The 14,327-nt window shown below is 71.8% G+C and carries 11 protein-coding genes; 6 read left to right on the top strand and 5 right to left on the bottom strand.

Going from position 1 to position 14,327, the window contains the following annotated elements; all coding sequences use genetic code 11:
* Positions 1-3 precede the first annotated feature (3 nt).
* The 3 genes from F8M74_RS08955 to F8M74_RS08945 all read left to right on the top strand — a co-directional run bounded on the left by F8M74_RS08955 (position 4) and on the right by F8M74_RS08945 (position 4,559).
* Positions 4-1,023, top strand: coding sequence for a hypothetical protein (locus F8M74_RS08955; RefSeq protein ID WP_141280071.1), 1,020 nt, complete (start codon positions 4-6; stop codon positions 1,021-1,023).
* Positions 1,024-1,037: 14 nt separating this feature from the next.
* Positions 1,038-2,699, top strand: coding sequence for a hypothetical protein (locus tag F8M74_RS38450; protein ID WP_205604098.1), 1,662 nt, complete (start codon positions 1,038-1,040; stop codon positions 2,697-2,699).
* 132 nt (positions 2,700-2,831) lie between these two features.
* On the top strand, positions 2,832-4,559 hold the full coding sequence (locus F8M74_RS08945) for a serine/threonine-protein kinase (protein ID WP_163884356.1): 1,728 nt from the start codon (positions 2,832-2,834) through the stop codon (positions 4,557-4,559).
* Between the two features lie 12 nt (positions 4,560-4,571).
* Here the strand turns inward: F8M74_RS08945 and F8M74_RS08940 are convergent, their stop codons facing one another.
* Positions 4,572-5,312 carry a transglycosylase domain-containing protein gene (locus F8M74_RS08940; RefSeq protein ID WP_216620062.1) on the bottom strand — a complete coding sequence of 247 codons (741 nt, stop codon included), beginning with the start codon at positions 5,310-5,312 and terminating at the stop codon, positions 4,572-4,574.
* Positions 5,313-5,396: 84 nt separating this feature from the next.
* Between F8M74_RS08940 and F8M74_RS08935 the strand changes: the two genes are divergently transcribed.
* The gene (locus F8M74_RS08935) at positions 5,397-6,089 is read left to right on the top strand and encodes an NAD-binding oxidoreductase (RefSeq protein ID WP_141259057.1); all 693 of its coding nucleotides are present in this window, start codon (positions 5,397-5,399) and stop codon (positions 6,087-6,089) included.
* A gap of 15 nt (positions 6,090-6,104) precedes the next feature.
* Here F8M74_RS08935 and F8M74_RS08930 read toward each other — a convergent pair whose 3' ends face one another.
* The 4 genes from F8M74_RS08930 to F8M74_RS08915 all read right to left on the bottom strand — a co-directional run bounded on the left by F8M74_RS08930 (position 6,105) and on the right by F8M74_RS08915 (position 11,833).
* Positions 6,105-7,748: a WD40 repeat domain-containing protein gene (locus F8M74_RS08930; RefSeq protein ID WP_141341506.1), complete on the bottom strand. Its 1,644-nt coding sequence runs from the start codon at positions 7,746-7,748 to the stop codon at positions 6,105-6,107.
* Positions 7,745-9,910, bottom strand: a complete 2,166-nt coding sequence (locus F8M74_RS08925; protein WP_171410274.1) for a penicillin-binding protein activator — start codon at positions 9,908-9,910, stop codon at positions 7,745-7,747. Before F8M74_RS08925 ends, F8M74_RS08930 begins: the two co-directional genes overlap by 4 nt.
* Before the next feature lie 186 nt (positions 9,911-10,096).
* Positions 10,097-11,224, bottom strand: coding sequence for a molecular chaperone DnaJ (gene dnaJ, locus F8M74_RS08920; protein ID WP_141254910.1), 1,128 nt, complete (start codon positions 11,222-11,224; stop codon positions 10,097-10,099).
* 168 nt (positions 11,225-11,392) lie between these two features.
* On the bottom strand, positions 11,393-11,833 hold the full coding sequence (locus tag F8M74_RS08915; RefSeq protein WP_141254911.1) for a hypothetical protein: 441 nt from the start codon (positions 11,831-11,833) through the stop codon (positions 11,393-11,395).
* A gap of 158 nt (positions 11,834-11,991) precedes the next feature.
* Between F8M74_RS08915 and F8M74_RS08910 the strand changes: the two genes are divergently transcribed.
* Both F8M74_RS08910 and F8M74_RS08905 read left to right on the top strand, forming a co-directional pair.
* A complete protein-coding gene (locus F8M74_RS08910) occupies positions 11,992-13,755 on the top strand; it encodes an ABC transporter ATP-binding protein (protein WP_141254912.1) in 1,764 nt (587 codons plus the stop codon).
* A 94-nt stretch (positions 13,756-13,849) separates the two neighbouring features.
* Complete coding sequence (locus tag F8M74_RS08905) at positions 13,850-14,227, top strand: hypothetical protein (RefSeq protein WP_141254913.1); 378 nt, start codon at positions 13,850-13,852, stop codon at positions 14,225-14,227.
* Positions 14,228-14,327: the final 100 nt, after the last annotated feature.

Raw genomic sequence — 14,327 nt, 5'->3', positions numbered from 1 at the left:
CCGGTGGGGCGGCCTCCCACCACACGCGCTCCGCCCCGGCGGGTTTCACCCGAAGCACGAGCGGTGATTCCCGACCTTGCGAGGAGGTCCGGTCGGGGGGAAAGTGATTGGGTGTGGATCTCCCTCCTCGCCGCGCTCACCCTGGCCACCCAGGCACCCGCCGCGGCTCCCCCGCCGCCCCTGTCCGTCCTGGTCGCACCGCCTGACGCGGCGGGAGCTCCCTCCCACGTCGTCGAGTTCGCCCAGGAGCACGTGGCCGAGCAGCTCCGGGCCCGCGGGCTGGTGGTGGTCCGTATCGAGGACATCACCCGCAAGCTGTCCGCGTCCAAACGCCGCCCGCTGCTGCGCTGCAACCGCACGGCGCCATCCTGCATCCGCTCGTTGGGCGCCGCGGGGAAGACGGAGCTCGTCCTGGTGACGGAGCTGGGCCAACTGCTCAGCGGCTACCGCACGGGCGCGCGCATCTACACCGCCAACGACGGCGCGCTCGTCACCGAGCACCTCATCCCTGGCGTGAGCGAGGACCAGTTACTGGACTCGCTCACCCAGTCGATCGACGCGGTGCTGCCCGTGGCGCAGACGGCCCTGCGCGGCCCGCCGCCGGCGCCGCCCCAAGCCGAGCCGCCCCCGCCGCCCGTGGCCGTGGTGGAGGCGAAGCCGCTGGCCCCGGAGCTGGAGCCCGAGCCCATCCGCCCGCTGCGCCGCTGGGCGTGGCTGCCCGCCGCGGGCGGTGTCGCCCTGGCCGGCGTGGGCACCGTCTTCTACCTGCAGGCGGGCGACAAGTACTCGCGGCTCGACAAGGACGGCACGCCGGACGCTCCGCTGGACAACGCGGATGGACTCGCGTCGTCGGGCCGCCGGGCGCAGACGCTGAGCCGGGTGGCCTTTGGACTGGGCGCGGCGGGGCTCGTGGCGGGCGCGGTGATGTTCCTGCTGCCCGGTGAGTTGCCCGCGAAGGTACAGCCCTCCGCCGCCGTGGTCCCCGGTGGGGGCATGGTGGGCCTGTCCGGGACGTTGCCTTGAATTCGAGGAGAGTCATGCGGAAGACCAGGATGCTCGGCGCCACGGGCACGGCGCTCGTGGCGGCGCTCGGTGCGGGCGCTTGCTACGACTTCGACGGTGCGCGGCAGCGCTGCAGCGACGAGGGACGCTGCGAGCCCAACGTCGCCGCCTGTACCCCCGTCCCCGGCGAGGACCTTCCCGACGACGCCTTCGCCGATACCGACTGTGACGGCGTGGACGGCCAGGCGGACGCGGGGCTCTTCATCGACCCCATGGACGGGGATGACGACGCGGGCGTGGGCACCCGGCAGGCGCCGCTGCGCACCGTGGGCCGCGCGCTGGCGATGCTGCGCGAACTGGATGGCGGCCCGCGCCACCTGTTCCTCGCGGGCGGCGCCTACGACGAGGCGGGCCTGGTGCTGGACGTCCCCGTCTCGCTACACGGCGGCTATGCCGGACGCAGTGGCGGTTGGCGTCGCGCCGCGAACCGCGTGGCCATGTTCGACGCCGGCACGCTGGGGTTGACGGTGCAGGGACTCCAGGACGCGGGTGTGCTGGTGGAGTACGTGCAGGTCAGCGCCGCCACCGCGACCGGCCCCGGTGAGCCCTCCATCGCCGTGCGCATGATGGACTCCTCCGGGGTCCGTCTGCGTCACGTCACCCTGGCCGCGGGCGCGGGTGGCCAGGGCGCCCCCGGCGAGGCAGGGGATGCGGGCCTGGGCGGCCCGGACGGAGGTGAAGGGCAGAGCGGAGGCACCGGCAACTCCGATACGGGCCAGGGCGGGACGCCTCCCCCCATCACCTGCCCGGATGGCACCAAGCCCACGGGCGGCGCGGGGGTGATTGGCAGCGGCAGCAGCAATCCTGGACGGGATGGCGGCACGGGCGGGCCCGGCGAGACGGGCGGCGCGGGCGGCGCGGGCGGTGATGCGCCGGACGCCGCGTGCTCCGGGCGTGAGTGCGTCTGCAACCCCGCCCAGGGCGAGCCGGGCCAGGGCGGCACGGAGGGCGGCCCCGGTACACCGGGGAGCGGCGGCGCAGGCATGGGCGTGCTGCGCGATGGGACCTGGGTCGCCGAACAGCGAGGCGAGCCCGGCGGCGGCGGCACAGCGGGCTTTGGCGGTGGCGGCGGCGGGTCTGGCGGGAGCTGCAGACTCGAAAACGTGAGCGTCGCCGGCGGCGGCGGCAGTGGCGCGGGCGGAGCGGGCGGCTGTGGTGGTGAGGGCGGCGGCGGCGGCGGCGGTGGCGGCGCGTCCATCTCCCTGCTGCTCATCCGTTCCCAGGCGGCCATGGAGGAAGGCAGCGTGCTGCGCACGCTCAGCGGAGGCCCGGGCGGAGAGGGTGGCGAAGGCGGCCCCGGCGGCGAAGGCGGGCACGGCGGCAACGGCGGCAACGGCGGCGAGGTCGTGCGGGACGGAGGCGTCGTCGACGGAGGCATCCTCATCTACCGGACGACCGGCGGCGAAGGCGGCCCGGGTGGTCCCGGCGGCAGCGGAGGCGGAGGCGGCGGTGGTGGTGGCGGAGGCGGCGGGCCCTCCGTGGGCGTGTGGTGTGGCCCGGGCGCGACGGTCCGCTACACGGATGGCGGCGTCACCTTCCAGGTCGGTCCGGGCGGTCCGGGCGGCTCCGGCCCCGGGCTCGAAGGACGCGCGGGCGAGCAACTGCCGGAATTCGACTGCGTCAGTGCCAACCCGTAGCGTCCGCTGTCCGACGTTGGGGTGCCTGCCCGGAGGGCGCTTGCGTGCTGCGCCTGACCGCCGGCCAGGCACTCCGGACCGGAGCACATCGCCCCACCCGGGTCCTCCTGCTACGCTGCTGCCCGGATTGAGATGGCTTCCGAGTTGATCTGCGATACCTGCGGCCTGGCCGTACCTGCCGACGCCACCGTGTGCCCACGCGATGGGACGGTGGTGCTGTCGTCGTTCGACGTGCCCCCGCGCGAGGAGCCGAACGTGGTGGTGCAGGCCTCAGAGCCTCCCCCGCCCGCTGCCGTGCAGAGGGACCCGCTCATCGGCTTGAAGCTGGGCGAGTACGAGCTGCGCTCGCGCATCGGCGTGGGCGGCATGGGGCTGGTGTACGAGGGCATCCAGCCGCTCATCGGCAAGCGCGTGGCGGTGAAGGTGCTGCGTCCGGAGCTGGCCCACTCCACCGAGCAGGTGGAGCGGCTGCTGGCGGAGGCCCGCGCCGTCAACGCCATCCGTCACCGGGGCATCATCGACATCTTCGGCTTCGGCCAGGTGCCGGACGGCCGGCAGTACATCGTCATGGAGTACCTGGAGGGCCAGGCGCTCGACGCGGTGCTGACGGAGAAGAACCGGCTTCCGGTGCAGGAGGCGCTGGCGCTGCTCGACGAGGTGCTGGCCGCGCTGGCCGCCGCGCACGGCGCGGGCGTGGTGCACCGCGACCTCAAGCCGAGCAACATCTTCCTGGTGCAGCAGCCGGACGGCTCGCGCTACGTGAAGGTGCTGGACTTCGGGCTCGCCAAGCGAGGCCAGGGCCCCACCGGCCGCACCGCGCAGACGCGCACGGACATGGTGGTGGGCACGCCGGAGTACATGGCGCCGGAGCAGGCGCGCGGCCAGGAAGTGGGTCCGATGACGGACCTCTACGCCCTGGGTGTCGTCACCTTCGAAATCGTCACCGGCCGCCTGCCCTTCGTGGGCAGTTCGCCGGTGGACCTGCTGATGAAGCACGTGGAGGCGCGGCCGCCTCGCCCGTCGGAGTTCGTCTCCGATTTGCCGCCCGCGCTGGACGCCTTCATCTTGCAGATGCTTACCAAGGACCCGGAGACGCGCCCCAACTCCGCGGACGCGCTGCGGCAGCAGCTCCACAAGCTGCGCCGCACCCTGCGGGCCTCCACGCGCTCCAACCCCAGCGCGCTCGCGCCCGGCTTCGAGAAAGCCGCCGCGGTGGCGGAAGCGGACTCGCGCCGTCCCACCACGCCGGTGCCGGTGCCCCCGGAGCTGAACACCGCGCTGACCTCGCAGGAGCTGCGCGCCGCGGGCGTCCGCGGTCCGCTGCGCAAGCACCTGCCGCTGGTGGGTGCCGTGAGCTTCGCCGTGCTGCTGCTCGCGGGCGCCGCCGCGGTCGTCATCCGCGGCGCGAAGGCCCCCGCGCTCGTGCCACCGTCCATCACGCCGCAGCAAGCCGCAGCGCCGGAGCAGGCCGCTGCGGTCACCCCGCCTCCCGCCGAGCCAGAGCAGGCGCCCGTGGAGGAAGTGCCGCTTCAGCCCCTGGTCGTCGCCGCCGTCGCGCCGGCTCCGCCGGACGGCGTGGAGCGTCCGCCGCCGGCCCCGCGCGCCGAGGACACCCGCGTCGCGCCGCCCCGCCCCCTGAAGGCCTCCGCCCCCACGCTGGAGGACATCCTCCAGAGCATCAACCGGCTGGAGCGCCGGGTGGACCGGCTGGAGACGAGCGGGAAGATTGACGCCCCCAAGGCCAACGCCGCGCGCAACCTGCTGGCGAAGTACCGCGACGACGCGCGGGCCGACACCAGCGCCCACGCCCGCATCGACCTGCTCAAGAAGGTGACGGGCGTGGCGGGGATGATTCGCTGACCCGCGCCTGACTCAGCGCGCGCAGGCCAGCGGCTGGGCCATGGCGTTGCGCGCGCGGTCCTCGCTCACCAGCCGCCACGCCGCCAGGTCCTCCAACAGCCGGTTGCGGTCCTGCCGGAGCACCGTGGGGTTCTTGCAAATCTTGATGCCGTAGTAGTCGGAGTACGGCGGCAGGGCCAGCTGCAGCTCGGCGAGTTCCTCCAGCTTCAACTCGCTCAGCTCACGGCCGAAGAGCGCCAGGGCCGCGTCCTCCACGCCGACGATGCCGCGCTCGAAGTAGATGATGGACAGGTCGTACGCGATGAGCTGGTCCTTCTGCATGAAGGTGTGGATGCGGTGCGCGGCCACCGACCGCTCACGCGTGCCCTCGATGCCCAGCGCGGCGGCGATGCGCATGGCCAGGACGCGCTCACACGCCCCGTCTCCCGGCGGCGACGTGCCCACGGTGGCGCCCAGGAACAGACGCCAGGCCCACGCGGACCCATCCTCTCGTGGCGTCTGGAAGTACCGGGGGCACTCCAGGTGGCGGATGTAGAGGGCCACCAGGTCCTTGGGCAGCTTGGAGAAGTCCGGCCGCACGAAGGTGATGGGGCGCGGGTTGCGCTGGGACTGCCCCGCCCGAAGGCTCATCCGCTCGCCTTCGATGCTGTGCTTGAGCTGCTTCTCCACGTCGAATTCGCTCTCCAGCGGCGGCAGCTTGCTCGCCGTGTAGAGGTACGTCAGCGGAATCACCACGCCGGCCAGGCCCAGCATGAACAAGATTGTCCAGAGCAGACTCTTCACCCCCTCAGGCTACCAGGGGCGGCACGCGCCGGGCGCGTAGGTTAAAACCCCGACATGCCCGACTGGCACCCGGCCACCGTCACTGACAGTGCACCCGCCGCAGATGGCCTCACCGACCTCGTGCTGGACGTCCAGGGCACGCCCCTGGCCGGAACCCATGAGCGGCCCGGCCAATACGTCCACCTGCGCCTGCCTGGTGTGGGACAGGGGCTCTTCGCCATCGCCTCCCCGCCCGGCAGCCCGGGGACGAAGTGGGAGTTCCTCCTCAAGGTGGGCAGCCCGCTGCCCGACGCCCTCATCCACCTGCCCCGGGGCGCCCACGTCGACGTGTCACGGCCAGAAGGACGGGGCTTCCCGCTGGAGCGCGCCCGTGGCCAGGACGTGCTCCTGTTCGCCACCGGCTCTGGCATCTCCGCCATCCGCTCCGTCATCACCAGCATCCAACTGGAGCGCGGCGCCTACCGCGAGGTGACGCTCTACTTCGGCGCGCGCACACCGGGCGCCTTTGCCTACACGGACGAACTCCACGAGTGGGAAGCCGGCGGGGTGCGAGTGGTGCGCACCGTCAGCCAGCCCGGCGCCAGCGGCTGGCAGGGCCTCACTGGCTATGTGCAGGCCCACCTGGGTGAAGGGCCCGTGCAGGCCGCGGTGGCCTTCCTCTGCGGGCAGAAGGAGATGGTGCGGGGCGTGATGACGACGCTCCAGGCCCGCGGCATGCCCGCGGGTGACATCCACCTCAACTTCTGAGCGGTGGAGTGAGAACTACGGAGCGACGGACGCGCCGGCCGTGCCCGGCCCCTGCACGGTGGGCGATTCATAGCCCACGTCCAGCAGCACCGCCGCCGGGTCGCTGTCCCCGTCGCGACTGGCCACCTGGGGCGTCCACGCGGCCACGCCCAGCCAGCGCCCATCCGGGCTGAAGCGCACGCGCCGCACGGACCAGTCGAAGCGGTGCTCGCCGCGCGCGCCCACGTCTCCTTCGGTGAACAGGTACACGCGCTTGTCCCAGCCGCCGCTGGCCAGCGAGCGCCCGTCCGGGGAGATGGCCGCGGTGGCCACCACGCCCCGGTGCACCGGCCACTTCGCCAGCACCTGACCGGACTGCGCGTCCACCAGCGCGCCCGCGTTGAAGGGGCCCTGCGGCTCCTCCACGCCCTTGCGCTCGCGCTCATACACGCCGCGGTCGCGCTCCGGCTTCTGCTCCGACAGGCCCACCCCCAGCCGCTGGCCGCGCGCGTCCACGGTGACGTCGCTCACGTAGGCCGGGAAGGGAAACTCCGAGCGCCGCGCGAGCACCAGCGCGTCCACCGTCACCGCGCCCTCGGGTGGGCCGCCCTTCAGCGACAGCACGGCCTCCTGCGTGACTTCGTCGAAGGCCACTTCCACCCGTTCGGAGAAGGGCGCGCCCAGCACGCCCTGGGTGCCCTGCGGCACGCACGCGTCGCAGATGGCGACGTCCACGCCCTCCACCCGCATGGACTTGAAGCGCAGGGACTGGGCCGGCGCCAGCCGCGCGGCGATGGTGCCCATCGGCCCCGGCACGTTGACCGTCTCCTTCAGGAAGGGCACGTCGATGCCCGCCGCGGCGGCCGCCTCGCTGGTGAGCACCAGCGTGGGCGCGCGCGCATCCAGCGCGAAGGACAGCGGCGCCTTGTCATTCACCGTGCCGCCCAGCACCACGGAGCCCGCGCGCCGCTCGAAGCGCATGCGCGCCTGCCCCGGCCGCAGCCCCTCCACGGAGGTGCGCCAGGCCCGCACGTGCTTGTCCCAGCCGCCCGAATACAGCGTCCCGTCCGGCGCGAAGGCCAGCGCCGTCACCGGCCCCATGTGTCCGCGCTCCTCGGAGCCGTACTCCAGCGCGGGCGCCGACAGCACCGTCATCAGGCCCTTGTAGCTGCCCACCACCAGCCACTGCCCTTCCGGGTGGAAGGCCACCACGGACAGCGGCTCCTCGGTGCGGCGCTCCGCCACGAGCGCGCCGGTGGCCGCGTCGAAGAGGCGCACCACGCTGTCCTTGCCCGCGGTGGCCACACGCGTGCCATCCGGGGAGAAGGCCACGCCCTCCACGTCGAACTCGTAGGGGTTGATGGCCGGGTCCGCCAGCATCGTCGGCTCGGCGGAGCCCAGCTCCCAGACGGAGAGGAAGTAGGACTTGCTGCCCAGCCGCGAGTACGCCACCCGGGCGACTCGGGGCGCGAAGGCCAGGCCCCAGATGAAGTCCTTGTTGTTGAGGACGGCCTTGCGCCCAAGGCCCGAAGCGCTACCGGACACCCAGGTGCCCGGCTCCGACTCCAGCCGGGCGCTCAGCTCCGGGGACACCCGAGGAGGCGCGTGTGCACAGCCACCACCGCCCACCGCCACCACCCCGCCCGCCAGCAGTGCGAACGCCCCCCTCGCGAACTTCATGTCCCTGAGCCTCCTGACGCCGAGGCGGCCTTCTGCCGCTCCTTCTCGACGTTGATTTCCGTGACGCCCTTGTTGTCGATGGACAACAGGAACAGCTGCTTCACCGCCTCGCGCTTCTCGTTGAAGGACGTGCGCCCAGTGGCCCCGTCGAAGTCCTTCAGGTTGGCCATCGCGTCACGCATCTGCGCGCGGGTGCGCGGTGCATCCTTCTGCTCCATGAGCTGCCGCAACATCCGACCGGAGTCGTAGCCAATGGCCTCCAGCAGACCCGGGTCCCGCCCCGTCTCCGCCCGGTAGGCCTCGCGGTACTGCTCCACGAAGCGGCGCGTGGCCGGACGCTGCGAGTCCACGAAGAAGCCGTCCACGAACACCGAGCAGGTGACGAACTTGCCGCCGCGCTCCACCAACTCCGGCAGCCCCGAGCGGCCCTTGGGGCTGCTCCACTGGTTGGCGCCGAAGAGCGTCACCGTCTTCAGCTCCTTCTTGCCCGTCGTCTTGCGGATGCGCTCCAAATCACGCGGGTCGCACGCGTTGGTGACGATGTCCTCCACCGCCAGCGCGGGCGCCACCAGGCTGACACGGCGCCAGTCGTCCGGCATGAAGATGGCGTCGAAGTCGATGATGGGCTCCACGCCGCTCTTCACCTTCTCCATCGCCTTGCGGCGGCGGAAGGCGTCCAGGTTCTCCCCCTGCACGTCGCGCACGCCCTCGATGTAGTCGCCGCGGTCATCCAGGTAGTAGCGGCCCACCAGCTTCTTGGCCTCGGTGGTGAAGGTCGTCTGGTCGTGCGAATAGCGCTCCGCCCCGCGCACGCCGCCGCCCCGCGCCACCACCTGGTCCCAGAAGGCATCCGCCAGCTCCACGCCGTAGGGGATGTTCGGGTACAGCAGCGCGAAGCGCTTGTAGCCCTTCACGTTCATCGCGTAGTCGGCGATGGCCTCCGCCTGCGCTGCGTTGGTCAGCATGTTGCGGAAGACGTAGCGGCCCAGCTCGGTGATGCCGTCCTGCCGGCTCATGGTCAGCAGCGGCACCTGGAGCTCCTCGGCCACCAGCGCCGCGCGCTTCGAGTCATCCGCCAGCAGGGGTCCCAGCACGGCGATGGCGCCGTCATCGAAGGCCAGTTGCTCCATGGCCTGGCCCGTCTTGTTGACGTCGCCCTGCGTGTCCTTCACCACCAGCTCCACGCCGCTGCCTTCCAGCCCCAGTTGGATGCCGCGCAGCACCGCCTCGCCAATGGGCTGGTAGCGGCCCGTCATGGGCAGCAGCACGCCCACCGTGCGGGGGCGGGCCTCCACCCGGCGCGTGGCGCGGGCCAGCAGCTCGCGGGCCTGCGGCGCGAAGGCGTGGCCGGGCGCCTGGGCGAGGAAACGGTTCAGCGTCTCCTCCAGCCGCGTCCAGTCACGCAGGTGGTAGTAGACGCGCGCCAGCTTGAAGGTGATGACGGGCCACGCCGGGTTGGACGGCGACAGGCCCTCCGCCACGCGGGCGATGTCCACGAAGCCCGCGCGGCCCTCCACCAGCGCCTCCACCTTGGCCACCGCGGCAGCCTGCGCCTGAGCGCCCTGGGCCTGGCCCGCCTCGTCCACCGCCATCTGCAGCGCATGCCCATAGAGGCCGGCGCCCGCTGCGGCGCGAGCGGCCTCGTTGAGCAGTTGGGTGCGCTCGGCGCCACTGGCGCGCTCGGCGAGACTGGAGAGCGTCTGGTACGCGTCGCGGTAGGCGCCCACCTCCATCGCGGAGATGGCCAGCTTGTGCTTGGCATCATCCGCCTGCGAGTAGAGCGGGTTCTCGAAGAGCAGCTCGTTGAAGCTCTTGCGCGCGTTGACGAAGTCCTTGGACTCGAAGAAGAGGACGCCGGCCTGGTACAGCGCGTCCTGACCCGAAGTGGTGGCGGGATACGCCTTGCGCACCGACAGGTAGGCCTCCGCGGCCTTCTTCTTGTCCGGGGTGGCGCGGGCCGTCTGGGATGCCTGCGCCAGCGCCGCGTCGGCGGCGGGGTCCTTCTTCGCCTCCACCGAAGGACGCGTGGGGAACGGGTCTCCTGAAGGCAGGTCCCCGCCGGTGTCACCTCCGGAGGGCGTACGGGTGGACCGGGGGCAGGCCGTCAGCAGCAGGGCCAGGGCGATGACGAGCGAGCGGCGCAGGGTGGGCAGGACATCCATGGCAGGGGCGTGCATAGCAGTGGGGTGCGCCCCCGTCGACACCCGAGCGGGGGGAAGATTCCACTGCCAGAATCCGCTGTTTTGCAGTGCCCGTGCCCGCGGCGGCCTGCCGCGCCGCGGCGCCCGCTCGCCCACCAGGCGCGGCACGGTGGCCGCGCTTTCGCGGCCCCGCGCCCGCAACCGTCGTCAGCCGAACAGCTCCTTCACCTTGGCGATGAAGCTCTTCGACTGCGGGTGCGACTCCTCGCCGGAGGCCTCCGCGAACTTCTCCAGCAACTCGCGCTGCTTCGACGACAGCTCGGTGGGCGTCTCCACCACGACGCGCACGTGCTGGTCTCCCCGCTGCTGGCTGTGCAGGTGGGGGATGCCCTTGCCCTTGAGCCGGAACACCTTGCCGGACTGGGTGCCGCTGGGGACGGTCATCTTCACCTTGCCGTCCAGCGTGGGGACGTCGATTTTCGCGCCCAGCGCCGCCTGCGTGAAGGAGATGGGCACCTCGCAGAAGACCTCGTACTCCTCGCGCTGGAAGAGCGGGTGCTCCTTCACGATGACGGTGACGTAGAGGTCACCCGGCGGACCGCCCCGGTCTCCAGGTTCGCCCATGCCGGACAGCCGCACGCGCGTGCCGTTGTCCACGCCGCCTGGGATGGCCACCTCGATGACCTCCTCGGAGGGCACCTTGCCCGAGCCCTTGCAGCGCGTGCACGGGTCTGGCACCACCGCGCCCGTGCCGCCGCAGTCACCGCAGGGCCGGGACACCGCGAAGAAGCCCTGGGTGTAGCGCAGCTCGCCGCTGCCGCCGCACGCCGAGCAGGGCCGGGGCCCGGTGTTGCTCTTGCTACCGGAGCCGGAGCAGGTGTCGCACTTCTTCGGCCGGGGAATGGTCACCTTGGGCCGGCAGCCGAAGGCCGCTTCCTCGAAGGTGATTTCCAGGTTGTAGCGCAGGTCCGCGCCACGCGAGCTCGTCCGCCGCCCACCCCGGCCACCGCCGAAGATGTCGCCGAAAATCTCGCCGAAGATGTCGTTGATGTTGACGCCCTGGAACCCGCCCCCGGCGCCACCAAAGCCGTCGAAGGGGTTGCCCGCGTGCCCGAAGCGGTCGTACTTCGCCCGCCGTTCAGGGTCGCTCAGCACCTCGTAGGCTTCCGAGGCCTCCTTGAACTTCTCCTCGGCGTCCGAGTTCCCCGGATTGCGATCCGGGTGGTACTGCAGCGCCACCTTGCGGAACGCGCTCTTGAGCTCCTGCGCGGAGACAGACTTCTGGACGCCCAGGACCTCGTAGTAGTCGCGTTTCTGACCCGCCGCCGCTGACATTGATTACAACCCCTGGAATTTGCTGTGCTTTTTTGCGCTGCGTAAAATCTCGAGTCACTATAACGCAGCGAAACGCACCGGCAATCCAGCGAGGACACGCGCCGCCCGCGCCCACCCGGTGCCAGGCGGGCATCCGGGCGGGTGGCGCGGCGGGAAGAGAGGGGGCCGTCAGACGGTCCACACGCGGTTGGCCGTCAGCTCCATCCGGGCCAGCCTGCGTTTGAGTCCGGGGTCCACCGCGCCCGTAGCGGCCCACTTGGGCACCACGAAGTGGAGCTCCGCGTTGTACAGCTTCGCGGCGCTGGCCAGGAGGCTCCAGCGGTTCTCCGCCGTGGGGTCGTCCACCATGGGCGGGGTGACGATTTCCAGGATGATGGGCGTGCGAGCCGAATCCGACTGCCGACAGGTGAAGTCGGGGCGATGGTCCTCGATGGTCCCCGACAAGATGGGAGGAGGCATGAACCCGGGGAGGCGCGCCTTGATGTCCGTGTAACCGATGGTGCGGAAGTACTCGGCCATCAGCCACAGGAGCCGCCGGCGCTCCTCGTCCTCCACCACCGGCTCACAGCCCGGATTGAGCAGGGCCTCTTTTTCGTTATTGGTTTCCATGGCTCCCCTGAACCTGTCCGCAGGGTTGAAGGTGGGCAATGGAACTGGCCTTCGCGCCGCAAGCGCCCGGTGGCAGGGCAACCGACAGGGCACCAGCCCTCGAATCCCGGTAGCCTTGGACCTTCTGGCGACTCAGTGACAGAGTCCGCCGCCAAACAGTGGCTCCCCGTCCTTCTCCTCACGTCTATCGTCGGCTCCTCGGCTACCTCCGCCCGTACCGGCTGCTGCTCGCCGCGGGTGTAGGCGCGTCAGTGGCCGCGGCCATCGCCACGTCCGCCTATGCTTGGGTGGTGGGCCCCCTGCTGCGCGCGCTGCTCACCCACGAGCCCGTCACCGTCGCCGGGGTATCCCTGCCGGGAGACGCCCTGCTCAAGCGGCTGCCCCTGCTCGTCGTGGCAGTGGCCATCGTGAAGGCCACCGCGCAGTTCCTCCAGGGCGGGCTGATGCAGCGGCTGGGACAGCGCGTGATGGCGGACCTGCGCGGGTTCCTCTACGGACGGCTGCTCGGCCAACCGCCCGCGTTCTTCGAGCGGCGGCACTCCGGCGAACTGCTGGCGCGATTCACCGCGGACGTGCCCCTGGTCGAGTTCTCCGTGACGCAGGCGCTCACGTCCTACGTGAAGGACGGGTTGCAAATCATCGCGCTGCTCGCCACCTGCTTCCTCATCGACAAGACGCTGTTCCTCTTCACCTTCGTCGTCGTGCCGGTGACGGTGCTGCCCATCAACCGCTTCGCGCGTTCACTGAAGAAGGTGGCCACGCGCTCGCAGGAGCGGCTGGGCTCGCTGACGGCGCTCACCGCCGAGCAGCTCCAGAACCTGCCCGTGGTGCAGGCCTTCCGCGGACAGCCGCGGGCGCTGGAGGCCTTCGAGGTGGAGGCGGACAAGTACCTGGGGGAGATGCGCCGCTCGCTCTTCCTGCGCGGCGCGGTGAGCCCCACGGTGGAGCTGCTGGGCATCGCCGGCGTGGCCATGGCGGTGGCCTGGGGCGCGCGCGCGGTGGCGGCGGACCCTGCGTTGGCGGGGCGGCTGCTCTCCTTCATGGCCGCCGCGTTGCTGCTGTACCAGCCCGTGAAGTCGCTCAGCGGCACGCTGTCGCAGGTGCTGACGGGCCTGGCCGCCGCGGAGCGCCTCTTCGCCATGGCGGACGAGCCGTCCGCGCCGGACGTGGGCGACGCCGCCGGGCCGCTGTCGCGCGAGCTGAGGCTGGAAGGCGTGCGGGCCACCTACTCGGACGGGCGCGAGGCGCTGCGCGGGGTGGACCTGGTGGTGCCCGCTGGCGCGCGCGTGGCGCTGGTGGGGCCCTCCGGCGCGGGCAAGACGACGCTGTTCTCCGTGCTGCTGGGCTTCTTGCCCACGTCGGGCGGACAGGTGCTGTGGGACGGGGCGCCGCTGACGGCGCTCCAGCCTTCCAGCGTGCGCGGCCAGGTGGCGTGGGTGCCTCAGGAGCCGGTGCTCTTCTCCGGCACCGTGCGGCACAACCTCCGCCTGGGCCGGCCCGAGGCGACGGACGAGGAGTTGTGGGAAGCGCTGCGGCTGGCGCACGCGGACGACTTCGTCCGCTCGCTTCCCGGCGGCCTGGATGAGCTGGTGGGCGAGCGCGGCGGCCGGCTGTCCGGCGGACAGCGACAGCGGCTGGTGCTGGCGCGGGCCTTCCTGTGCCGCCCGTCGGTGCTGCTGCTGGACGAGCCCACCAGCGCGCTCGACGCGGCGAGCGAGGCCGCGGTGGGGGAAGGCCTGGTGGCCCTGATGAAGGGGCGCACGGTGCTCGTCATCGCGCACCGGCTGTCCACGGTGCGTGACGCGGACCTGATTGCCGTGGTGGAGGCCGGCCGCGTGGTGGAGGCCGGCACCCACGCGCAACTGCTTGCCCTGCGGGGCCGGTACACGCAGCTCCTGGGCGAAGGCGCTGTCGCGGCGTGAAGGCGGCGCGCGGCCCTGGCTGATGCCGGACACCCCTCCCGCTTCCGTCCTTGCACCTCCACCGTCGCTCTGCCAGCGTCCCTGGCTGACTTCGATGCGTCCCCGGGAGCCCCTGTCCCTCAACGCCCTGCTGCTCGTCCCCGCCCTGGCGCTCGCGGCCCTGGCGTGTGTGGCGGTGTCGGCTCGGCAGGGCACCCTGGCCACCGCGGCCACCCTGACGCTGCTGCTGCTCCCCGTCGTCTTCCGGTTGTGGACGCGCACCTGGTACCGCGGGCTCGTGCTGCGCGGTGTGGGCGTCTTCCTCATGGGCATGCACGTGCCCATGCTGCTGGCCGGCGTCCTCGCCTATGGCCGCATTGGCTGCAGCGGCGGCGGGTGTCCCAAACTCTACCTGCTGGGTGTGCTCGTCTCTCCCGTCGCAGGGGTGCTGGCGAGCGTCATCTACTGGCTCGTGGGTCGTCCCCCGGTCTAATTTCACAGGCTTAACCGGAGAGACTACTCTCTCCTGAAATGCTCGTTCCGCTCCGGCTTCGTCTCGCGCCCGGCCTGGCCGTGGCGCTGGCCGTGCCCAT

It is taken from the genome of Myxococcus sp. CA023 (assembly GCF_010998615.1).
In the GTDB taxonomy this organism is placed as follows: domain Bacteria; phylum Myxococcota; class Myxococcia; order Myxococcales; family Myxococcaceae; genus Myxococcus.
Note: the sequence above shows the minus strand (reverse complement) of the source record. Positions and strands in the feature narration are given on the sequence as shown.

Excerpts from the sequence above, each read along its gene's own strand:
- F8M74_RS08915 (WP_141254911.1), bottom strand. The coding sequence starts at position 11,833 with ATGGAAACCAATAACGAAAAAGAGGCCCTGCTCAATCCGGGCTGTGAG.
- F8M74_RS08930 (WP_141341506.1), bottom strand. The coding sequence starts at position 7,748 with ATGAAGTTCGCGAGGGGGGCGTTCGCACTGCTGGCGGGCGGGGTGGTG.
- F8M74_RS38450 (WP_205604098.1), top strand. The coding sequence starts at position 1,038 with ATGCGGAAGACCAGGATGCTCGGCGCCACGGGCACGGCGCTCGTGGCG.
- F8M74_RS08935 (WP_141259057.1), top strand. The coding sequence starts at position 5,397 with ATGCCCGACTGGCACCCGGCCACCGTCACTGACAGTGCACCCGCCGCA.
- F8M74_RS08925 (WP_171410274.1), bottom strand. The coding sequence starts at position 9,910 with ATGGATGTCCTGCCCACCCTGCGCCGCTCGCTCGTCATCGCCCTGGCC.
- F8M74_RS08945 (WP_163884356.1), top strand. The coding sequence starts at position 2,832 with ATGGCTTCCGAGTTGATCTGCGATACCTGCGGCCTGGCCGTACCTGCC.
- dnaJ (WP_141254910.1), bottom strand. The coding sequence starts at position 11,224 with ATGTCAGCGGCGGCGGGTCAGAAACGCGACTACTACGAGGTCCTGGGC.
- F8M74_RS08905 (WP_141254913.1), top strand. The coding sequence starts at position 13,850 with ATGCGTCCCCGGGAGCCCCTGTCCCTCAACGCCCTGCTGCTCGTCCCC.
- F8M74_RS08940 (WP_216620062.1), bottom strand. The coding sequence starts at position 5,312 with ATGCTGGGCCTGGCCGGCGTGGTGATTCCGCTGACGTACCTCTACACG.